Below are 18,861 nucleotides of genomic sequence, written 5' to 3'. Positions count from 1 at the left end.
TCACTTACTTCGATCAGCTGGGTGTGCCCCGACTCTCCTAACCTCAACTTCCCGAACCGCCCGGTGCGGACCCGCATGCCGGGTGGTGTGGCAGGGGCGCAGCCTCAGGCTGCCCCCTATGCCGATTTGGGGCGGGATGGCGGCCGTGGCCGCCATCGCTTTCGCGCTCAGAGCGCGACGATGTCGAACGAATGCGTGAGCTCGGCGGTCTTCGCGATCATGATCGACGCCGAGCAGTATTTGTCGTGCGAGAGGTTGATCGCGCGCTCGACGGTCGCCGGGTTCAGATTCTTGCCCGTCACCGTGAAGTGGAAGTGGATCTTCGTGAACACCTTCGGATCTTCGCTCGCGCGCTCGGCCTTCAGCGTCACCGAGCAGCCGGCGATCTCCTGGCGGCTCTTCTTCAGGATCATCACGACGTCGTAGGCGGTGCAGCCGCCGGTGCCGAGCAGCACCATTTCCATCGGGCGCGGCGCGAGGTTGCGTCCGCCACCCTCGGGTGCGCCGTCCATCGCGACCAGATGACCGCTGCCCGTCTCGGCCGCGAACGCCATCCCGTCTTGTCCCATCCAGCTAACTTTGCATTCCATGCTGTCACTCCCACCGCGCATCGCTTTGTCGAGACGGCATTGTAGCCCGGTGTCTGACGATTGGCGCACGCTGAGCGCATCCCGCGTCCATGCACGGCGATTGCTTTCTTGTTGCGGTGCGGAATGGGCGGGCGGTTGCAGAATTCCTCGGGCGGTCTAGGGTCGTTATGCCTGATGCGATTCGAATTCTTTGGCCTTTAGCGCTTGATCCAAAAGGAGTTTCGTCAAATGTCCTCCCTGCATCGAATCTGTCACATTGTGAAAACTAATTTCACAATGCAAATCTTCTTGCGTTGCACAAGGGTGACTCTTATAATTTGCTCCATCGTTGCAGCAGTTCTGCAACCTCCGTTGTCTCCTCCACCTCCTCCTTTGGTGGATTAAACCCGAGCCGCTCGTTCGGGTTTTTTTTCGCCGCCGTTTGTCAGGCGTTTCGCCCCGTTTCCTGGCCGCTCGCGGCGAGCGCATCGCACGTTTTGACTTGCCAGCACAAATTCCTTTATAATTCAGGGCTTTTCCGCATCCGCGCCCGCGGAAGAAGAACCAGGGAGAGCCTGCACGCGCCTCGATGCGCACACTACAAGCAGGAAAGAACACATTGGGCGCAGCAATTTTTTTGGATCGATCATGAAGACGTTTTCCGCAAAAGCCCATGAGGTGACGCGCGAATGGTACGTGATTGACGCGACGGATAAGGTTCTCGGGCGTGTCGCCAGCGAAGTGGCACACCGTCTTCGCGGCAAGCACAAGCCTGAATTCACTCCCCACGTCGACACCGGTGATTTCATCATCGTCATCAACGCCGGCAAGCTGAAGGTCACGGGCAACAAGGTTACCGACAAGAAGTACTACCGTCACTCGGGCTACCCGGGCGGTATCTATGAAACGACGTTCGGCAAGATGCAGGAACGCTTCCCGGGCCGTGCGCTCGAGAAAGCGGTCAAGGGCATGCTGCCGAAGGGTCCGCTCGGCTACGCGATGATCAAGAAGCTGAAGGTCTACGCTGACGCAACGCATCCGCATTCGGCACAACAGCCGAAGGCGCTCGAGATCTAAGGGGAGCCCACATGATCGGTAACTGGAATTACGGCACGGGCCGCCGCAAGAGCGCCGTCGCTCGCGTGTTCATCAAGGCAGGCAAGGGCGACATCGTTGTGAACGGCAAGCCCATCGCCGACTACTTCTCGCGCGAAACGTCGCTGATGATCGTGCGTCAACCGCTGGAGCTCACGAACCACGGTGTCACGTTCGACATCAAGGTCAACGTGACCGGCGGCGGTGAAACGGGTCAAGCCGGTGCGGTTCGCCACGGCATCACCCGCGCGCTGATGGACTACGACGCGACGCTGAAGCCGGAACTGTCGAAGGCTGGCTTCGTCACGCGCGACGCTCGTGAAGTCGAACGTAAGAAGGTCGGCTTCCACAAGGCACGTCGCCGCAAGCAATTCTCGAAGCGTTAATCGTTTCGGGCGCGAACCGGCCTTCACGCCGGTTTGCAGCAAAAGCCGCCAACGCCCCGCGCGAAGGCGGCTTTTTTTATGGTTCGCCGGGGTTCGCGGGCCGGTCTCGTTCGCCCAAGCGGCAACCGCTCGCCTTGCATCGACCTTGCAGCAAGAACCCATTGATTTTCTGGGCTTCAGCACGATATCCGGAACAGCCCTACAATATCGCTTAAAGCTTTTTGGAGAGTTCGAATGAACGCAGTCACCGATACCCCCGTGACCGAGATGCCGGCCCCCTTCGTCTTTACCGACGCAGCGGCTGACAAGGTCAAGCAACTGATCGATGAGGAAGGCAACCCGGAGCTCAAGCTGCGCGTGTTCGTGCAGGGCGGCGGCTGCTCGGGCTTCCAGTACGGCTTCACGTTTGACGAAGCGATCAACGAAGACGACACCGTGATGAACAAGAGCGGCGTCCAACTGCTGATCGACTCGATGAGCTACCAGTACCTGGTCGGCGCAGAGATCGACTACAAGGACGACATCAACGGCGCGCAGTTCGTCATCAAAAACCCGAACGCGAGCACGACCTGCGGTTGCGGTTCGTCGTTCTCGGTCTGAGCGGACAGGCTCTTCGTGCCACAGTGAAAACGGTGCCTCGGCGCCGTTTTTTTATTGTTTTCGCGCCGCAGAGGCAACCCGCGACATCAAGAGGCGTGGGTTTGTTCGCATCTGCCTTTTCTCAGCGCGGGTAAATAGCCCCCAACACCCGCTCCGCGGATGCCCCCGTCACGCTTGGCAGACTGCCCGGCAGACGCGCGATGCAGCGCATCGCGAGCCACGCAAACGCGAGCGGCTCGACCTGGCTCGGCGGCACGCCGAGCGCGTCGGTCGTCATCACGGGCACGCCGCTTACGCCGCTGTCTTCGAGCGCCTGCTGCAACGCCTTCATGATCTCCGGATTGCGCGCGCCGCCGCCGCACACGTACACGGCCCGCGCATCGGATGCATGCCGCTCAATCTCGCGCGCGACCGTCACCGCGGTCAGCGCGACGAGCGTCGCCTGTACGTCGGCTGGTGCGAGCGCGGAGAACGGCTCGAGCTTCGCATCGAGCCATGCGGTGTTGAACAGATCGCGGCCGGTGCTCTTGGGCGGCTGCTCTGCGAAGAATGGTTCGTCGAGCAACGCGTTCAGCAGCTTGCGATCGACCTGGCCACTCGCCGCGAAATGACCGTTTTCGTCGAATGGCTTGCCGAGCTGGCGCTCGGCCCACGCGTCGAGCAGCGCGTTCGCCGGCCCGCAGTCGAAGCCGCGCACGCCGCCGGTCGCGTTCAGGATCGTGATGTTGCTGATTCCGCCAAGATTGCAGACGACGCGCGTTTCGTCCTTCGCACCGAAGATCGTCGCGTGAAAAGCGGGCACGAGCGGCGCGCCCTGGCCGCCTGCCGCGACGTCGCGGCTGCGGAAATCGGCGACCACGTCGATATGCAGCATTTCCGCGAGCAGCGCCGGGTTGTTGATCTGTCGCGTATACCCCTTTTCCGGCCGATGCCGCACGGTCTGCCCATGCACGCCGATCGCACGGACGTCATCGGCCGATACGCGGCTGTCGCGCAGCAGATCGTGGCAGCACACCGTGTAGCGCGTCGCGAGCGCGTTGGCGGCGAGCGCCTCGCGCTCGATCTCGTTGTCCCCCGGCTGTTGCAGCGCGAACAGCGCTTCGCGGATGCCGGCCGAAAAGCCGACGAACGCCTCGGCCAGCACCTCGGGCGGCTTCCCATTGGCAAACCGGACGGCCACGCCGTCCACACCGTCCATGCTGGTTCCCGACATCAGTCCGAAATAGATGCCGTCTGCGGGATCTTGCGCCACGTCGCTGCTCCTGTCGATGTTCATTCCGATTCGTTGTAGCAGATTATCGGCGCAAACGGCGAAGGTGACGCGAGCCGCAACGAATTGGCCCGTCGCGGGGCCGTACGGGGCGCGTGAGTGGGCGCGGCGGCGCGCATCTATGGGACAATCCTGTTTTTTCGCGACTTCACGTTTACAGCATGAGCACCGAGTCCACCCAGCCCAATCCCGCTTCCGCCTTCCCGATCACCGACGAAGTCCGTCACGCGCTCGCCGTGACCAGGCGCGGCGTCGACGAACTGCTGATCGAAGACGAATTCGCGCAAAAGCTCGCGCGCAGCGCGGCGACGGCCAAGCCGCTGCGCATCAAGCTCGGGCTCGATCCGACTGCACCCGACATCCACATCGGCCACACGGTCGTGCTGAACAAGATGCGCCAGTTGCAGGACCTCGGCCACACGGTGATTTTCCTGATCGGCGACTTCACGTCGCTGATCGGCGACCCGTCCGGGCGCAACGCGACCCGCCCGCCGCTTACGCGCGAGCAGATCGAATCGAACGCGAAGACCTATTTCGAGCAAGCCGCGCTCGTGCTCGATCGCGACAAGACCGAGATTCGCTACAACAGCGAATGGTCGATGCCGCTAGGCGCCGACGGCATGATCAAGCTTGCGTCGCGCTACACGGTCGCACGCATTCTCGAGCGCGAGGACTTCACGAAGCGCTTCCAGGGCGGCGTGCCGATCTCGATCCACGAATTCCTGTACCCGCTGATGCAGGGCTACGACTCGGTCGCGCTGAACGCGGACCTGGAGCTCGGCGGCACGGATCAGAAGTTCAACCTGCTGGTTGGTCGCGAGTTGCAGAAGCAGTACGGCCAGGAGCAGCAGTGCATCCTGACGATGCCGCTGCTCGAAGGGCTCGACGGCGTCGAGAAGATGTCGAAGTCGAAGAACAACTACATCGGCATCAGCGAAAAGCCGACCGACATGTTCGGCAAGCTGATGAGCATCTCCGACACGCTGATGTGGCGGTACTTCGAACTGCTGTCGTTCCGTCCGATGGACGAAATCGCCGGCTTCAGGCGCGAGGCCGACGCGGGCCGTAATCCGCGCGATTTCAAGGTGATGCTCGGCCAGGAAATCGTCGCGCGTTTCCACTCGCAGGCGGACGCCGAACGCGCGCTCGAGGACTTCAACCATCGCGCGAAGGGCGGCGTGCCCGACGACATCCCGGCCGTGACGCTCGCGGGCGCACCGCTCGCGATCGGCCAGTTGCTGAAGCAGGCGAACCTCGTACCGTCGACGAGCGAGGCGCTGCGCAACATCGAGCAAGGCGGTGTGAAGATCGACGGCGCCGCGGTGTCCGACAAGGGCCTGAAGGTCGAAGCTGGCGAGTACGTCGTGCAGGTCGGCAAGCGCCGTTTCGCGCGCGTGACGCTGACGGCGTGATCGCGCTGATCCAACGCGTGCGGCGCGCCGAAGTGCGCGTTGCCGATCGCGTGACCGGCGCGATCGACGCGGGCCTGCTCGCGCTCGTCTGCGCGGAGCGCGGCGACACCGAGGCCACGGCCGACAAGCTGCTCGCCAAGGTGCTCGGTTACCGCGTGTTCAGCGACGCGGCCGGCAAGATGAACCTGTCGGTGCAGAATCTCGACGGCGCCGGACACGCGGGCGGCCTGCTGCTCGTGTCGCAGTTCACGCTCGCGGCCGATACCAACAGCGGCCTGCGCCCGAGCTTCACGCCGGCCGCGCCGCCCGACGAGGGCAAGCGCCTGTTCGACTACTTCGTCGCGGCCGCGCGCGCGAAGCATCCGATCGTCGAGACTGGCGAGTTCGGCGCGGATATGCAGGTGTCGCTCGTCAACGACGGGCCGGTCACGTTCTGGTTGCAGACCAACGCGTAAAAGAACGCAAACGTTCGAGCACGCCGTCGCCGCAGGCGGGCCGTGCCGCTGCTTTTTGCCACAATAGTCGCTCGACACAACCGCGAACGGCACCTCTCTCTCATGACGACGCAGATCCTGTTTATCCGGCACGGCGAGACCGACTGGAATCGCATCAAGCGCATTCAAGGCCACATCGACATTCCGCTCGCGACGACCGGCGTCGCGCAGGCACGACGTCTCGCGCAGCGCCTCGCCGACGAGGCGAAGCAGGGCGCGCGGCTCGACGCGATCTATTCGAGCGACTTGCAGCGCGCGCAGCAGACCGCGCAGCCGATCGGCGAGGCGCTTGGCCTGCCGCTGCAGTCACGCGAGAACTTGCGCGAGCGCTCGTACGGCGCGTTCCAGGGCCATGACAGCGACGAGATCGCGCTGCGTTTCCCCGACGAATACGCGCAGTGGCAAACCCGCGATCCCGGCTTTGCGCCGCCCGAGGGCGAGTCGCACCGCGTGTTCTACCACCGCATCGTGCATGCGATCGAGCCGCTCGTCGCCGCGCATCCGGGCGGGCGCATCGCCTGTGTCACGCATGGCGGCGTGCTCGACTGCGTGCGCCGCTTTGCAACCGGCATGCGGCTCGACGCACCGCGCGACTACCCGCTGCTGAACACCAGCCTGAACGTCGTGGATTACGGGGACGGTCGCGCGACGATCGTGTCGTGGGCGGACGTAGCGCATCTCGACGCGGGCAGCGCCGACGATGATGGTTTCAGGAAGGGACCGGGGCGGTAAGCAAAGGCGGGCAATGGCCCGAGACGCGTGGCGCAATCAATCCTGCTCCCGCACCGCCGCCGCCGCGCGCCGCCGAGCCCGCTTCGATACTCCATTGACCAGCGCCCAGCGGATCACCGGCGCGACGACCCGCACGGCAGGCCGCGCGAAGGTTCGACGCAGCGCCGCGTGGCGATTCAAGCCGAGCATCGTCTGCGCCCAGTCGGGCAACAGATCGACCCCCGCGTTGAGCATCAGCGTGCCGGCGGGTCGCATCGCGAAGCTCGGTGCCGGCGCGTTCATCAGAATCCTCACGACTTCGCGCGTGCGCTCGCTCGCGACGAGCGCGGGCCGCATCGCGAGCAGGTACGCCTCGATCTCGGCGCGCGAGCGCGGAATATCGACGGCGCCGAGCATTTCCGCGATGCGCGCGGTTTCCGCGAAGTATTGATCCTGCGCCGCGACGGACAGCACCGGATTCACATAGCGCAGATGCGCGGTCATAAAGCTCGACACTTCCGCGACGTGCACCCACGTCAGCAGCGCGGGCTCGCTCGCGCGATACGACTGGCCGTCCGGTGCGACGCCGGTCACGTCGAGATGAATGCGCTTCACGCGCTCGATCAGCGCGAGCGCATCGTTCTTGCTGCCGTACGTCGTGCCGGCGATGAACGTCGCCGTGCGACGCAGCCGGCCCAGGATGTCGGTGCGAAAGCTCGAGTGATCCCAGACGCCCGCGAGCGCGAGCGGATGCAGCGCCTGAAGCAGCAGCGCGCTGATGCCGCCTGTCATCATCGACGTGAAGTCGGCGTGGACCTTCCAGCAGACGGAGTCCGGCCCGAACAGACCGGGGTCGCCCGGCGGCGACGAGTAGTCGAGCACCGGTCCGCTGCCGGTCGTCAGATGCGTGACGCCGGCGGCGAGCTTCGAGCGCAGGCGGTGGGTGAGGCGCTGCGTGACATTGCCGGACGGGTCGCCGGCGGGATTGACAGGTGAACGGTTGGAAGGGCCGGGTTGCTGGGTCTGGTCTGACATCCTGGTCGGCCTCGTCGCGTGACTCAGTTCGTGGAATCCCACAGACCCGGCCGCGCGCTCGCCGAATCCGGCGCGGCCAGTCCGAAATGCCGGTACGTGAGCAGCGTGGCGATGCGGCCGCGCGGCGTGCGCTGCAGGAAGCCCTGCTGGATCAGATACGGCTCGAGCACGTCTTCGATCGTGTCGCGCTCCTCGCCGATTGCCGCCGCGAGATTGTCGACACCAACCGGGCCGCCGTCGAACTTGTACAGGATCGCTTCGAGCAGCTTGCGGTCCATCAGGTCGAAGCCGACCGCGTCGACGTCGAGCATGCTGAGCGCGGCGTCGGCCACCTGCGCGGTGATGTTGCCGTCGGCCTTCACTTCGGCGAAGTCGCGCACGCGCCGCAGCAAGCGGTTCGCGATACGCGGCGTGCCGCGCGCGCGACGGGCGATTTCGAACGCGCCGTCCGGATGGATCTGCGCGCCGAGCAGCGCGGCCGAACGCGTGACGATGCGCGTGAGCTCCTCGGCGTTATAGAACTCGAGTCGCGCGACGATGCCGAAGCGGTCGCGCAGCGGATTGGTCAGCATACCCGCGCGCGTGGTCGCGCCGACCAGCGTGAACGGCTGCAGATCCAGCTTCACGCTGCGCGCGGCCGGCCCTTCGCCGATCATGATGTCGATCTGATAATCCTCGAGCGCTGGATACAGGATTTCCTCGACGACCGGCGAGAGCCGGTGGATTTCGTCGATGAACAGCACGTCGTTGGCTTCGAGATTGGTCAGCAGCGCGGCGAGGTCGCCGGCGCGTTCGAGCACCGGCCCCGACGTTTGCCGCAGATTGACGCCCATCTCGCGCGCGATGATGTGCGCGAGCGTGGTCTTGCCGAGGCCCGGCGGCCCGAACAGCAGCACGTGGTCCAGCGATTCGGAACGGCGCTTCGCGGCCTCGATGAAGATTTCGAGCTGGCCGCGCACTTTCTCCTGCCCGACATATTCGTCGAGCTGACGCGGGCGCAGCGCGCGCTCGAACGCTTCTTCGTTCGGCGACACGGGCGTGGCCGCGATGATCCGCTCGGCGGCGAGTTTGTCGGTTTCGATCATGCGGTCATTGTACCGCGCGCGGCTTGGCGCTTAGCCCTTCGACAGCGCCTTCAACGCGAGCTTGATGCCTTCGGACACGCCCGTACCGGCCGGCACGTTCTTGATCGCCGCGAGCGCTTCTTTTTCCGAGTAGCCGAGCGCGAGCAGCGCATTGAGGATGTCGGACGCGTGGTCGGATGGCGACGCGGCGCCCGCCATCGCGCCGAGGTCGGCGCCGAGCTTGCCCTTCAGTTCGAGCAGCAGCCGCTCGGCGGTCTTCTTGCCGATGCCCGGTACACGCGTGAGGCGCGCGGCGTCCTGCATCGTGACGGTCTGCGCGAGCTCCGCGACGCTCATGCCCGACAGCACCGCGAGCGCCATGCGCGCGCCGATGCCGGAAATCTTCAGCAGCTCGCGGAACGTCGAGCGTTCCTGCGCGGTGCCGAAGCCGTACAGCAGATGCGCGTCCTCGCGAACGATCATCTGCGTGAGCAGCACGATGCGCTCGCCGGTCGACGGCAGGTTGTAGAAGGTGCTCATCGGCACGTCCACTTCATAGCCGACGCCGTTGCAGTCGACGAGCAGATGCGGCGGATTTTTTTCCAGCAGAACGCCGGCGATGCGACCGATCATGGCGGATTAGTTTTCAGAGTCGGATGGGAAAGCGCGAGTGTAGCGCAGCGGATCGGCGGCGCGGGGCATAGTTGCGCTAGCCGACCAGACGCCCGCGCCGCACTCGCAAGCCCTTCTTCGCGAGCGCCGGTGCGATGCCGCCGAGCGTGCTCAGCGTCGAGCCGCCGTGCGCGTGGCAGATGGCCATGCCGAGCGCGTCGGCGGCGTCGGTGCCGGGCACGCCCGCCAGGCTCAGCAGCCGCACGACCATCTGCTGCATTTGCTCCTTGGTCGCGCGGCCATAGCCGACCACCGACTGCTTCAGTTGCAGCGCGGTGTATTCGGCGACCGGCACGCCGCCCGCGACGAGCCCGCAGATCGCGGCGCCGCGCGCCTGGCCGAGCAGCAGCGTCGACTGCGGATTGACGTTGACGAAGACTTTTTCGATGGCCGCCTGATCCGGCGCGTGCTCGCGGATCAGCGTCGAGATGCCCGCGAAGATGGTGCCGAGCCGCGACGGCAGATCGGCGTCGGCGGTGCGGATCACGCCGCTCGCGACGTAGCTCAGTGTGTGGCCGTGTTGTTCGATCACGCCGAAGCCGGTCACGCGCAGGCCGGGGTCGATGCCGAGAATTCTCATGAGGTGCCGCACAAGCGATAAAAACCAGGTGCCTGCGATACTACATCGAACGCGGCGCGCGGCGGTGCGCTGGCAGCATGCTTAGCGGAATAAAAGCTGCTAAAGGCTTTGCGCAGGGAGGGCGATCGAGAATGGAGCGCTACCGCAATCTCAGCGGCGACTCGGGTGTCGACGCTTACGAAATCGGCGACGATTTCATCAAGGTGCGCTTTCGGCCGGGCGTCGTGTATTGGTACACAGAGGCGAGTGTCGGCGCCGAACATGTCGCGGTGTTGAAGCGTCTCGCGCGGCGGGGACGGGGTTTGGGCACGTACATCAGCCAGCATGCGCAGGTGCGGGACGGTTACGCGCGCAAAGAGCCGGACGATTGAACGCGTCGCCGCGAAACAAAAGGCCCGGCGGGACAACCCGCCGGGCCTGTCTTGCGGCTACCGAACTTCAGCCGATCAATGACGGAAGTGACGCACGCCAGTCAGCACCATCGCGATGTTGTGCTCGTCGGCGGCGCTGACCACTTCGTCGTCGCGCACCGAGCCGCCCGGCTGGATCACGCAGGTCGCGCCTGCCGCGACGACCACGTCGAGACCGTCGCGGAACGGGAAGAACGCGTCCGATGCGACCGCCGAACCGGCCAGCGTCAGACCGGCGTTCTGCGCCTTGATGCTCGCGATGCGCGCCGAGTCCACGCGGCTCATCTGGCCCGCGCCGACGCCGAGCGTCATACCGTTCGCGCAGAACACGATCGCGTTCGACTTCACGTACTTCGCGACTCGCCATGCGAACAGCAGGTCGTCCATTTCCTTCGGCGTCGGATGACGCTTCGTGACGACGCGCAGTTCGCGCGGCTGCACGTTCTTCGAGTCGAGCGACTGCACGAGCAGGCCGCCGCCGACGCGCTTCAGATCGAACGTGTTATGGCCTTCGCCCAGCGTGATTTCGAGCAGACGCACGTTCTGCTTCGCCGCGAACACCTGACGCGCTTCGGCGCTGAACGACGGCGCGATCAGCACTTCGACGAACTGCTTCGCCACCGCTTGCGCGGTCGCTTCGTCGACTTCACGGTTGAACGCGATGATGCCGCCGAACGCCGAGGTCGGATCGGTCTGGAATGCTTTCGAATACGCTTCGTGAGCGTCCGCGCCGAGCGCGACGCCGCACGGATTCGCGTGTTTGACGATCACGCAGGCCGGCACGTCGAAGGTCTTCACGCATTCCCACGCCGCGTCGGAGTCGGCGATGTTGTTGTACGACAGTTCCTTGCCCTGCAACTGGTTGTAATTCGCGAGCGCGCCGGCCGGCACCGCCAGGTCGCGGTAGAACGCCGCGCTCTGATGCGGGTTTTCGCCGTAGCGCAGGTCCTGCACCTTGTCGAACGCCATGTTGAAGGTGGCCGGGTACTCGTTGCGCGACGAATGCTGCAACTCGTCGGTCAGGCTCGTCAGGTAGTTCGTGATCGCGCCGTCGTATTGCGCGGTGTGCGCGTACACCTTGGTCGCGAGGCGGAAGTTCGTCTTGTACGACACCGTGTTGCCGTTCGAGCGCATTTCGTCGAGCACGACCGCGTAGTCGGCCGGATCGACCACCACCGTCACGTCGCGGTGATTCTTCGCGGCCGAGCGCAGCATCGTCGGGCCGCCGATGTCGATGTTCTCGATCGCGTCCTCGAGCGAGCATTCTTCCTTCGACACGGTCTGCACGAACGGGTACAGGTTCACGACCAGCAGGTCGATGGTCGGAATGTCGTGCTTCTCGAGCGCGGCCATGTGCTCGGGCAGGTCGCGGCGCGCGAGGATGCCGCCGTGCACCTTCGGATGCAGCGTTTTCACGCGCCCGTCGAGCATTTCCGGGAAACCCGTGTAGTCGGCGACTTCGGTGACGGACAGGCCCGCGTCCGCGAGCAGTTTCGCGGTGCCGCCGGTCGACAGGATCTTGATGCCGAGGTCCGACAGCGATTTGGCGAAGTCGACGATGCCGGACTTGTCGGAAACGGAGATGAGCGCTTGCTTGATCATGATGAAGACGAAAAGCCGAAGGGAAACGTGGCAGGGCGCGAGAAACTACGACGCGCTACAGCAAACCGTGTTGTTGCAGCTTCTTGCGCAGCGTATTGCGGTTGATGCCGAGATACTCGGCGGCCAGCGACTGGTTGCCGCCGGCCTGCTCGAGCACCACTTCGAGCAAGGGTTTTTCCACGCATGAAATGACCATGTCGTAGACGTCGTGCGGATTGGAGCCGTCGAGATCCTGGAAATACACGTCCAGGCTGTCGCGGACAGATTGTTCGATGTTGTTCTTGCTCATGCTGCTAGTCGGTCGGAGTTGTCCTCGCTCTCGCTGTCGAGCCCGGGGTTGCCGGGCGCTTCGTCGACGTAGACGAGGCGGTCTGAGATCGCCTTTTGCGCGTCAAAGAACTCGTTGACGGCGAGGAGTTGTTCGCGCGTGGTGTCCAGCGTATTCATGCGATGCCGGAACAGGTTGGCGCCGGAAAGGCCGCGAGTGTACCAGCCGATGTGCTTGCGCGCAGTGCGGACACCGGTAAATTCCCCGTAAAAAGCGTAGTGATCTTCGAGATGTTCGTTCATCACCTGCTGGATTTCGTCGATGCGCGGCGGCGGCAGCAGCTCGCCCGTTTGCAGGAAATGCTCGATCTCGCGGAACAGCCACGGACGGCCCTGCGCGGCGCGCCCGATCATGATCGCGTCCGCGCCGGTCGCGGCGAGCACCTCGCGCGCCTTTTGCGGCGACGTGATGTCGCCGTTCGCGACGACCGGAATGCGCACCGCCGCCTTTACCGCGGCGATGGTTTCGTACTCGGCGTCGCCGTGGTACAGGTCCGCGCGCGTGCGGCCGTGCACGGTCAGCATCGAAATGCCCGCTGCTTGCGCGAGACGCGCGACGTTCAGCGCGTTTTTATTCTCGCGATTCCAGCCGGTGCGGATTTTTAGCGTGACGGGCACCGCGTCGGGCCCGACGCCGACCGCGTTCACGACGGCCTCGACGATGCGCTGCACGAGCGGTTCGTTTTGCAGCAGCGCCGAGCCGGCCGCGACGTTGCAGACCTTCTTGGCGGGGCAGCCCATGTTGATGTCGATGATCTGCGCGCCGTTCGCGACGTTGTAGCGGGCGGCTTCGGCCATCATCTCCGGGTCCGCGCCGGCGATCTGCACCGCGATCGGCTCGACCTCGCCTTCGTGGTTCGCGCGGCGCATGGTCTTTTCGCTCTTCCACAGCTGTGCGTTCGACGCGACCATTTCCGACACCGCATAGCCCGCGCCGAGCCGTTTGCACAGCTGGCGGAACGGTCGGTCGGTCACGCCGGCCATCGGGGCGACGAACAGGTTGTTACGCAGATTGTGGGGGCCGAGAGGGGGCATGGCGTGAGCGCGCGCCGACGACGGGCCAGGATTTGACAATCGTGAGAGCCGGCGCAGCGCGAAATGCGAGGGAAAACCGCTATTTTAGCGTTAACGGGTTGCCGGGACTCGCGAACCGAGTCTCGTAACCCGTTAAATCTTCTATGAAAGTCGCCCGGCTCATAGAACCGCGCAGCGATTTCTCACGCTTAACGGCGCTGGCCGAACATCATCTGCCGGGCGAGCGCGGTTTTGACCGGCGGCACGAATTCGAGTGCGGTCAGGGCGAGGCCGCGCAATACCGCGAGCGGCGCGAAGTCGACGGTAAAGAGGCGCGCGAGCGTGTCGGTCGAGCCGATCGTCAGGCGCCGGTCGAGCGCGCGGCGTTGCGCGAAGGTGGCGAGCGCGAGCGGGGTCGGGCCTTCGGCCGATAGCGCGTCGACGAGCGCATGCGCATCGCGCAAGCCCAGATTGAGGCCCTGGCCCGCCACTGGATGCAACGTCTGCGCCGCATTGCCGATCGCGACGATGTGGCCGTTCACGAGCGTGTCGACCGTGTTGAGGCCGAGCGGGAAAGACGCGCGACCCTTGATGTGCGTAAAGCGGCCCATGCGGTTGCCGAACGCGGCGTCGAGCTCGCGCAGGAACGCTTCGTCGGAAAGCTGCGCGCGGCGCGCGGCTTCGTCGGGCGCGCAGCACCAGACGAGCGCGTAGTCGGCACCACGCACGCCACCCATCGGCAGTAGCGCGATCGGACCTTGCGAGGTGAAGCGCTCCCATGCGACGTGCGGCTGCGGCGCGGACACGGTGACCGTGCCGACCAGCGCGGTCTGGCCGTAGTCGCGCGAGCCGGCGTTGTTTTTACCGATGTCGCGTGCGCCGGCGTATTCGTCGGTTGCGCGGCTCGGATTTTTCGCGTGCTTCTGGTCGCCGAACAGGCCGCCCTCGGCGTTGACCAGAATCCGCGTGCGCAACTGGCGCGCGACGCCCGCGGTTCCGATCGGCAGCGTGACGCCGTCGAGCTCCTGAACCGGCGCGCCGGCCGAGGTCGAGCGGAACCAGTGGACCGGCGTCGCATGCACGGCGTCGGCGAGGCCATGCACGATCGAGCCATAGCGCAGCACGTAGCCGAGCGCGGGCAGGCCGTGCTCGCGATGATCGATCAGCGTGCGGCCGAAATGACCGCGTTGCGACACGTGGATGCGCTCGATCGCGGTGGCGTCGGCGGGCCAGCGCAGCGGCTCGAGGATCATCCGGCTGCCGTGCGAGACCGCGATCGCGCGCGGATCGGCGATCGAGTCCTCCGGCTCGCGCGCGTCGACGAGCGCGATCTTCAGCTCGCGCGTCACGCTGCGGCGCGCGAGCCAGCCGGCGAGCGCGAGGCCGACCGGCCCGGCGCCGACGATCGTCACGTCGAAATCGAACCCCTGCTGGTGGGAGGCGGGCCTCAGGATCACCGCCGAGGGAGATGCTTCGTTCATCGCGGATCAGGTCCTATGTTGATGCGACGCTTGATGGAGGGCTCGTGCTTCCTGCATCAGCGCCTCGATCTCGTCGGCGGCGACCGGCACGTCGCGCGTGATCAGCTCACAGCCGGTCGGCGTCACGATTGCGTCGTCCTCGATGCGGATGCCAATGTTCCAGTAGCGTTCGGGCACACCCTCGGCCGGGCGGACGTACAAGCCCGGCTCGATCGTCAGCGTCATCGACGCGCGCAGCGTGCGCCACGGCAGCACGCCCGCTTCGTCGCGCGGCGCGCCGCGCTCGCGGTAGTCGCCGCAGTCGTGCACGTCCATGCCGAGCCAGTGGCCGGTGCGGTGCATGTAGAACGGCACGTAGGCGCGCTCGGCGATCACGTCGTCGATCGAGGCGAACTTCGCGCGCGGCACGATGCCGGTGTCGAGCAGCCCCTGCGACAGCACGCGCAGCGCGGCCTGATGCGGATCGTCGAAGCTCGCACCGGCGTGCGTCGCGTCGACGGCGGCCTGCTGTGCTGCCAGCACGATGTCGTACAGCTCGCGCTGCGCCGGCGTGAAACGCCCGCTCGCCGGAAACGTGCGCGTGATGTCGGACGCGTAGCCGTCGAGTTCGCAGGCCGCGTCGATCAGGATCAGGTCGCCGTCGCGCGCGATCGCGTTGCCGGCCGGGTAGTGCAGCACGCACGCGTTCGCGCCAGCCGCGACGATCGACGTATAGGCCGGCGCCTGCGCGCCAAACTTGCGGAACGTGTAGAGCAGTTCGGCCTCGAGTTCGTACTCGCGGATACCGGGCCGGCACAGCGCCATCGCGCGACGATGCGCGGCCGCTGAAATCTGTCCGGCGCGGCGCATGATCGCGAGTTCGTGGTCGTCCTTGACGAGCCGCATCTCGTCGAGCAACGGCAGCAGGTCGCGCGCGGCCGTGGGCGCGACGGTGCCGCCGCGGCTTTGCGCGCGCACCGCGTCGAGCCAGCCGCGCACCTGCTCGTCGAAATGCGCCGAGGTGCCGAACGCGTAGTGCAGCGCCGGCTTGTCGGCGATGATGCGCGGCAGCTGCGTGTCGAGTTCGCCGATCGGGAACGCGGCGTCGAGCCCGAATGCTTCGCGCGCGCCGTCGGGGCCGAAGCGGAAGCCTTCCCAGGTCTCGCGCTCGACGCTTTTCTCGCGGCAGAACAGCATCGACGCGGGCGCGCCGGGCGCGGCGCTGGCATCGAGCACCAGCAGCGCTTCGGGCTCGGTGAAGCCGGTCAGATAATAGAAGTAGCTGTCGTGGCGGTATGGGTAGTCAGTGTCGCGGTTGCGCAGCGCTTCCGGCGCGGTCGGGACGATGGCGACGCCGCCGCCCGCGGCGCGCAGCGCGGCGAGAACGCGCTCGCGGCGCGTGCGGTAGACGTCGATGGCGATGGTGGGTTCGGTCGGCTGGTTCATCGTGCGATTGTAGCGCCGCGATTCTCCTGGCCCCATTCTCCGCGCACGACATTGACTCGCTTTGTGCGGCTCCGGACGGCGCGGTGGCCACCGTCATGTTGCAATCCGTCCACAGCGGCTCGGCGGGCAGTTCGCGAAGATGGCGCCAGCACGCTCGCGGATGCCTTAGACCACTTATACTTTCGCCGGATTCAGAAAAAGGCAGAAGGTCATGATGAAACTCATCGGTTCGTTCGGCAGCCCGTTCGTGCGCAAAGCACGCATCGTGCTCGCCGATAAGAAGATCGACTACGAACTGGTGCCCGAGAACGTCTGGGCGCCGGATACCCGGATTCACACCTTCAATCCGCTCGGCAAGGTGCCGTGCCTCGTGATGGAGGACGGCGAGGCCGTGTTCGATTCACGCGTGATCTGCGAGTACGTCGATACGCTGTCGCCGGTCGGCAAGCTGATTCCGCCGTCGGGGCGCGAGCGCGTCGCAGTGCGCTGCTGGGAAGCGCTCGCCGACGGCATGCTCGACGCGGCCGTGCTGATCCGTCTCGAAGGCACGCAGCGCGCGCCCGAGCAGCGCGTGGACGCGTGGCTCGCGCGGCAGCAGCGCAAGATCGACGAAGCGCTGATCGCGATGTCCCAAGGGCTCGGCAGCAAGCCGTGGTGCGCGAGCAATCACTACACGCTGGCCGACATCGCGGTGGGCTGCGCGCTCGGCTATCTGGACTTCCGTATGCCGGAACTGAACTGGCGCGAATCGCATCCGAACCTGGACAAGCACTTCCAGAAGCTGTCGCTGCGGCAGTCGTTCATCGATACGGTGCCGAAGGATTGATGAAGTTCGAACGAGCATGAAAAAAATGCGCCTGCATGTCAGGCGCATTTTTTTTGCGGGTGTCGTGCCTTTGACGTCGGCGTTACCGCTTGCCGTTGCGTCGCCGCGCGAGCCCCGGTCCGAACGCGAAACCGAACGCGAGCAGCAGCGCCGACACCGCGAGCACCGTGTTGTTGCCGCTCGTCACGTAAGGCGTGTTGCCTGAGGTGCCTTGCACGCGCACGTCGAGCGAACCGACCGTGTAGGGCGTCAGGCGCCCGATCACGCGGCCGTTCGCGTCGATCGCGGCGGTCATGCCGGTGTTGGTTGCGCGCAGCATCGGCCGGCCGGTTTCGAGCGAGCGCATGCGCGCGATCTGCAGATGCTGGTCGAGCGCGATCGTATCGCCGAACCACGCGAGATTGGTCGAGTTGATCAGCACGCCGGCGGGCGTCGCATTCTCGCGCAGCGTGCGCGCGATCTCCTCGCCGAAGATGTCCTCGTAGCAAATGTTCACCGCGACCGGCTGGTTATGCACCATGAACGGCTTTTGTACCGGCGGGCCGCGGAAGAAATCGCCGAGCGGAATGTTCATCAGGTTCACGAACCAGCGGAAGCCCCACGGCACGAATTCGCCGAACGGTACCAGATGGTGCTTGTCGTAGCGATAAATCTCGTGCGAGCCGGGCGTGACGCCGAACAGGCTGTTGGTGTAGTCGACCACCCGGCCGTCCGGCGTGATCGTGCCGCCGATCGCGCCGAACAGCAGCGAGCTGCCGGTCGAATCCGTGAACTGGCGGATCGCGGCCGCGAAGTTCGGCGGAAGCTGCTGCGCGAGCACGGGGATCGCGGTTTCCGGCGTGACGATCAGATCGGCCGGCTTCGACGTGATCATCTGCTGATACTCGTCGACCGCCGCGCGCAAGCCGGCTTCCTCGAACTTCATCTCCTGCTTCACGTTGCCTTGCAACAGCCGCACCGACAGCGGCGCGTTGGCGGGCGTGGTCCACTGCACGAGCGGCAGCAGCAGGCCGATCACGAGCAGCGCGAGCGCGACGCCAGCAGGCACGACGATGGGGGCGACGCGCGTGCCGCGGCCCCGCGCGGCGCGACCGCCGGCGTCATCAGCGGCGCTGGCGTTCGGCTCGAGCGATGCATTCGCACGCCCGGAGCGCCACGACGGCAGCAGCGCCAGCAACGCCTGCACGATCAACGCGGCCGTCAGCGCAACCATCCAACCGACGCCATATACGCCGACCACCGGCGCAAACCCCGCCAACGGGCCGTCGACCTGCGCATAACCGGTGGCGAGCCACGGAAAGCCGGTGAACACCGTGCCGCGCAGCCATTCGCCGATCGCCCACGCGCTCGCAAAGGCGAGCGCGCCGTGCCAGGTCGGCGAGAATGGCGCGCGCTCGTCGGCCGCGCCGTTGCGCGCATGGCCCGCGCAGAACGACCACACCCCCGCGGCGAGCGCCGGATAGACCGCGAGATACAGGCAGAACAGCACGAGCGCCGTGCCGGCGAGCGGTGCCGGCATGCCGCCGTAGTGGTGCATGCTCACATACAGCCACCAGACCCCGCTCACGAAGTTGCCGAAGCCGAACGCGCCGCCCGTCAGCGCGGCGCTTTTCCAGCCGGTGCTGCGCGTGAGCCACGCGAAGAAGAACACGAAGATCGCGAGTTGCAGCCAGCCGCCATGCGGCGTCGGCGCGAACGACAGCGTATTGGCCGCGCCCGCGGCCAGTGCGACGAGGTAGTGCCAGCGCGGCAGCGCGCGGCTGCGCGTGCCGTCTTCGGTGGGAGCGGGAGCGGTGGCGCTCACGCCGCGGTGCGAACGGGAAGTGATCGGGTCGGCCATTGTTGCGCGGTCGGCGTCGGTAGTTGAAAGGGCAACTCAGTAGGCAAA

The 18,861-nt window shown here is 65.8% G+C and carries 20 protein-coding genes; 8 read left to right on the top strand and 12 right to left on the bottom strand.

Going from position 1 to position 18,861, the window contains the following annotated elements; translation table 11 throughout:
* Positions 1 to 167: 167 nt before the first annotated feature.
* Entirely contained in the window at positions 168 to 590 is a 423-nt protein-coding gene (locus F6X39_RS09680) for an OsmC family protein (protein WP_026226035.1), read from the bottom strand.
* A 627-nt stretch (positions 591 to 1,217) separates the two neighbouring features.
* Here F6X39_RS09680 and rplM point away from each other — a divergent pair.
* The 3 genes from rplM to erpA all read left to right on the top strand — a co-directional run bounded on the left by rplM (position 1,218) and on the right by erpA (position 2,650).
* Positions 1,218 to 1,646 carry a 50S ribosomal protein L13 gene (gene rplM, locus F6X39_RS09675; RefSeq protein ID WP_013090508.1) on the top strand — a complete coding sequence of 143 codons (429 nt, stop codon included), beginning with the start codon at positions 1,218 to 1,220 and terminating at the stop codon, positions 1,644 to 1,646.
* 11 nt (positions 1,647 to 1,657) lie between these two features.
* Positions 1,658 to 2,050, top strand: coding sequence for a 30S ribosomal protein S9 (rpsI, locus tag F6X39_RS09670; RefSeq protein ID WP_011489810.1), 393 nt, complete (start codon positions 1,658 to 1,660; stop codon positions 2,048 to 2,050).
* 234 nt (positions 2,051 to 2,284) lie between these two features.
* Positions 2,285 to 2,650 (top strand): iron-sulfur cluster insertion protein ErpA, encoded by a 366-nt coding sequence (gene erpA, locus F6X39_RS09665; protein WP_027198818.1) that lies wholly within the window; start codon positions 2,285 to 2,287, stop codon positions 2,648 to 2,650.
* A 121-nt stretch (positions 2,651 to 2,771) separates the two neighbouring features.
* Here erpA and F6X39_RS09660 read toward each other — a convergent pair whose 3' ends face one another.
* Positions 2,772 to 3,902: an anhydro-N-acetylmuramic acid kinase gene (locus F6X39_RS09660; RefSeq protein WP_184051084.1), complete on the bottom strand. Its 1,131-nt coding sequence runs from the start codon at positions 3,900 to 3,902 to the stop codon at positions 2,772 to 2,774.
* Positions 3,903 to 4,081: 179 nt separating this feature from the next.
* Here F6X39_RS09660 and tyrS point away from each other — a divergent pair, with 179 nt between their 5' ends.
* The 3 genes from tyrS (at position 4,082) to F6X39_RS09645 (ending at position 6,558) form a co-directional block, all read left to right on the top strand.
* On the top strand, positions 4,082 to 5,332 hold the full coding sequence (tyrS, locus tag F6X39_RS09655) for a tyrosine--tRNA ligase (protein ID WP_184066713.1): 1,251 nt from the start codon (positions 4,082 to 4,084) through the stop codon (positions 5,330 to 5,332).
* Positions 5,329 to 5,787, top strand: a complete 459-nt coding sequence (gene dtd / locus F6X39_RS09650) for a D-aminoacyl-tRNA deacylase (RefSeq protein WP_187616449.1) — start codon at positions 5,329 to 5,331, stop codon at positions 5,785 to 5,787. The genes tyrS and dtd overlap by 4 nt, the downstream gene beginning before the upstream one ends.
* A 102-nt stretch (positions 5,788 to 5,889) precedes the next feature.
* A complete protein-coding gene (locus F6X39_RS09645; protein WP_184066707.1) occupies positions 5,890 to 6,558 on the top strand; it encodes a histidine phosphatase family protein in 669 nt (222 codons plus the stop codon).
* Between the two features lie 36 nt (positions 6,559 to 6,594).
* Here F6X39_RS09645 and F6X39_RS09640 read toward each other — a convergent pair whose 3' ends face one another.
* The 4 genes from F6X39_RS09640 to ruvC form a co-directional block, all read right to left on the bottom strand.
* Entirely contained in the window at positions 6,595 to 7,572 is a 978-nt protein-coding gene (locus F6X39_RS09640; RefSeq protein ID WP_187616448.1) for an oxygenase MpaB family protein, read from the bottom strand.
* A gap of 23 nt (positions 7,573 to 7,595) precedes the next feature.
* On the bottom strand, positions 7,596 to 8,657 hold the full coding sequence (gene ruvB / locus F6X39_RS09635) for a Holliday junction branch migration DNA helicase RuvB (protein ID WP_184022944.1): 1,062 nt from the start codon (positions 8,655 to 8,657) through the stop codon (positions 7,596 to 7,598).
* Between the two features lie 30 nt (positions 8,658 to 8,687).
* A complete protein-coding gene (gene ruvA, locus F6X39_RS09630) occupies positions 8,688 to 9,269 on the bottom strand; it encodes a Holliday junction branch migration protein RuvA (protein ID WP_184022945.1) in 582 nt (193 codons plus the stop codon).
* Between the two features lie 76 nt (positions 9,270 to 9,345).
* Positions 9,346 to 9,888: a crossover junction endodeoxyribonuclease RuvC gene (gene ruvC / locus F6X39_RS09625; RefSeq protein WP_090801813.1), complete on the bottom strand. Its 543-nt coding sequence runs from the start codon at positions 9,886 to 9,888 to the stop codon at positions 9,346 to 9,348.
* A 131-nt stretch (positions 9,889 to 10,019) separates the two neighbouring features.
* Between ruvC and F6X39_RS09620 the strand changes: the two genes are divergently transcribed.
* Positions 10,020 to 10,259: a hypothetical protein gene (locus F6X39_RS09620; RefSeq protein WP_018421774.1), complete on the top strand. Its 240-nt coding sequence runs from the start codon at positions 10,020 to 10,022 to the stop codon at positions 10,257 to 10,259.
* Positions 10,260 to 10,334: 75 nt separating this feature from the next.
* On the opposite strand, the gene purH is transcribed toward F6X39_RS09620, so the two are convergent.
* The 5 genes from purH to F6X39_RS09595 all read right to left on the bottom strand — a co-directional run bounded on the left by purH (position 10,335) and on the right by F6X39_RS09595 (position 16,147).
* The gene (purH, locus tag F6X39_RS09615; RefSeq protein WP_184058423.1) at positions 10,335 to 11,900 is read right to left on the bottom strand and encodes a bifunctional phosphoribosylaminoimidazolecarboxamide formyltransferase/IMP cyclohydrolase; all 1,566 of its coding nucleotides are present in this window, start codon (positions 11,898 to 11,900) and stop codon (positions 10,335 to 10,337) included.
* 55 nt (positions 11,901 to 11,955) lie between these two features.
* The gene (locus F6X39_RS09610) at positions 11,956 to 12,189 is read right to left on the bottom strand and encodes a Fis family transcriptional regulator (protein WP_008919619.1); all 234 of its coding nucleotides are present in this window, start codon (positions 12,187 to 12,189) and stop codon (positions 11,956 to 11,958) included.
* Positions 12,186 to 13,262: a tRNA dihydrouridine synthase DusB gene (gene dusB, locus F6X39_RS09605; protein ID WP_090801809.1), complete on the bottom strand. Its 1,077-nt coding sequence runs from the start codon at positions 13,260 to 13,262 to the stop codon at positions 12,186 to 12,188. Before dusB ends, F6X39_RS09610 begins: the two co-directional genes overlap by 4 nt.
* A gap of 188 nt (positions 13,263 to 13,450) precedes the next feature.
* Positions 13,451 to 14,722 carry a UbiH/UbiF/VisC/COQ6 family ubiquinone biosynthesis hydroxylase gene (locus F6X39_RS09600; RefSeq protein ID WP_187616447.1) on the bottom strand — a complete coding sequence of 424 codons (1,272 nt, stop codon included), beginning with the start codon at positions 14,720 to 14,722 and terminating at the stop codon, positions 13,451 to 13,453.
* 6 nt (positions 14,723 to 14,728) lie between these two features.
* Positions 14,729 to 16,147 (bottom strand): aminopeptidase P N-terminal domain-containing protein, encoded by a 1,419-nt coding sequence (locus F6X39_RS09595; RefSeq protein ID WP_187616446.1) that lies wholly within the window; start codon positions 16,145 to 16,147, stop codon positions 14,729 to 14,731.
* 211 nt (positions 16,148 to 16,358) lie between these two features.
* Here F6X39_RS09595 and F6X39_RS09590 point away from each other — a divergent pair, with 211 nt between their 5' ends.
* Entirely contained in the window at positions 16,359 to 16,973 is a 615-nt protein-coding gene (locus F6X39_RS09590; protein WP_018421769.1) for a glutathione S-transferase C-terminal domain-containing protein, read from the top strand.
* 82 nt (positions 16,974 to 17,055) lie between these two features.
* On the opposite strand, the gene lnt is transcribed toward F6X39_RS09590, so the two are convergent.
* Positions 17,056 to 18,813 (bottom strand): apolipoprotein N-acyltransferase, encoded by a 1,758-nt coding sequence (gene lnt / locus F6X39_RS09585; RefSeq protein ID WP_187616445.1) that lies wholly within the window; start codon positions 18,811 to 18,813, stop codon positions 17,056 to 17,058.
* Between the last annotated feature and the right edge of the window lie 48 nt (positions 18,814 to 18,861).

Origin of the sequence: Paraburkholderia sp. UCT2, from assembly GCF_014397665.1 — a bacterium.
Taxonomy (GTDB): domain Bacteria; phylum Pseudomonadota; class Gammaproteobacteria; order Burkholderiales; family Burkholderiaceae; genus Paraburkholderia; species Paraburkholderia tuberum.
Note: the sequence above shows the minus strand (reverse complement) of the source record. Positions and strands in the feature narration are given on the sequence as shown.

Excerpts from the sequence above, each read along its gene's own strand:
- F6X39_RS09680 (WP_026226035.1), bottom strand. The coding sequence starts at position 590 with ATGGAATGCAAAGTTAGCTGGATGGGACAAGACGGGATGGCGTTCGCG.
- rplM (WP_013090508.1), top strand. The coding sequence starts at position 1,218 with ATGAAGACGTTTTCCGCAAAAGCCCATGAGGTGACGCGCGAATGGTAC.
- rpsI (WP_011489810.1), top strand. The coding sequence starts at position 1,658 with ATGATCGGTAACTGGAATTACGGCACGGGCCGCCGCAAGAGCGCCGTC.
- erpA (WP_027198818.1), top strand. The coding sequence starts at position 2,285 with ATGAACGCAGTCACCGATACCCCCGTGACCGAGATGCCGGCCCCCTTC.
- tyrS (WP_184066713.1), top strand. The coding sequence starts at position 4,082 with ATGAGCACCGAGTCCACCCAGCCCAATCCCGCTTCCGCCTTCCCGATC.
- F6X39_RS09645 (WP_184066707.1), top strand. The coding sequence starts at position 5,890 with ATGACGACGCAGATCCTGTTTATCCGGCACGGCGAGACCGACTGGAAT.
- F6X39_RS09640 (WP_187616448.1), bottom strand. The coding sequence starts at position 7,572 with ATGTCAGACCAGACCCAGCAACCCGGCCCTTCCAACCGTTCACCTGTC.
- ruvB (WP_184022944.1), bottom strand. The coding sequence starts at position 8,657 with ATGATCGAAACCGACAAACTCGCCGCCGAGCGGATCATCGCGGCCACG.
- ruvA (WP_184022945.1), bottom strand. The coding sequence starts at position 9,269 with ATGATCGGTCGCATCGCCGGCGTTCTGCTGGAAAAAAATCCGCCGCAT.
- ruvC (WP_090801813.1), bottom strand. The coding sequence starts at position 9,888 with ATGAGAATTCTCGGCATCGACCCCGGCCTGCGCGTGACCGGCTTCGGC.
- F6X39_RS09620 (WP_018421774.1), top strand. The coding sequence starts at position 10,020 with ATGGAGCGCTACCGCAATCTCAGCGGCGACTCGGGTGTCGACGCTTAC.
- purH (WP_184058423.1), bottom strand. The coding sequence starts at position 11,900 with ATGATCAAGCAAGCGCTCATCTCCGTTTCCGACAAGTCCGGCATCGTC.
- F6X39_RS09610 (WP_008919619.1), bottom strand. The coding sequence starts at position 12,189 with ATGAGCAAGAACAACATCGAACAATCTGTCCGCGACAGCCTGGACGTG.
- dusB (WP_090801809.1), bottom strand. The coding sequence starts at position 13,262 with ATGCCCCCTCTCGGCCCCCACAATCTGCGTAACAACCTGTTCGTCGCC.
- F6X39_RS09600 (WP_187616447.1), bottom strand. The coding sequence starts at position 14,722 with ATGAACGAAGCATCTCCCTCGGCGGTGATCCTGAGGCCCGCCTCCCAC.
- F6X39_RS09595 (WP_187616446.1), bottom strand. The coding sequence starts at position 16,147 with ATGAACCAGCCGACCGAACCCACCATCGCCATCGACGTCTACCGCACG.
- F6X39_RS09590 (WP_018421769.1), top strand. The coding sequence starts at position 16,359 with ATGATGAAACTCATCGGTTCGTTCGGCAGCCCGTTCGTGCGCAAAGCA.
- lnt (WP_187616445.1), bottom strand. The coding sequence starts at position 18,813 with ATGGCCGACCCGATCACTTCCCGTTCGCACCGCGGCGTGAGCGCCACC.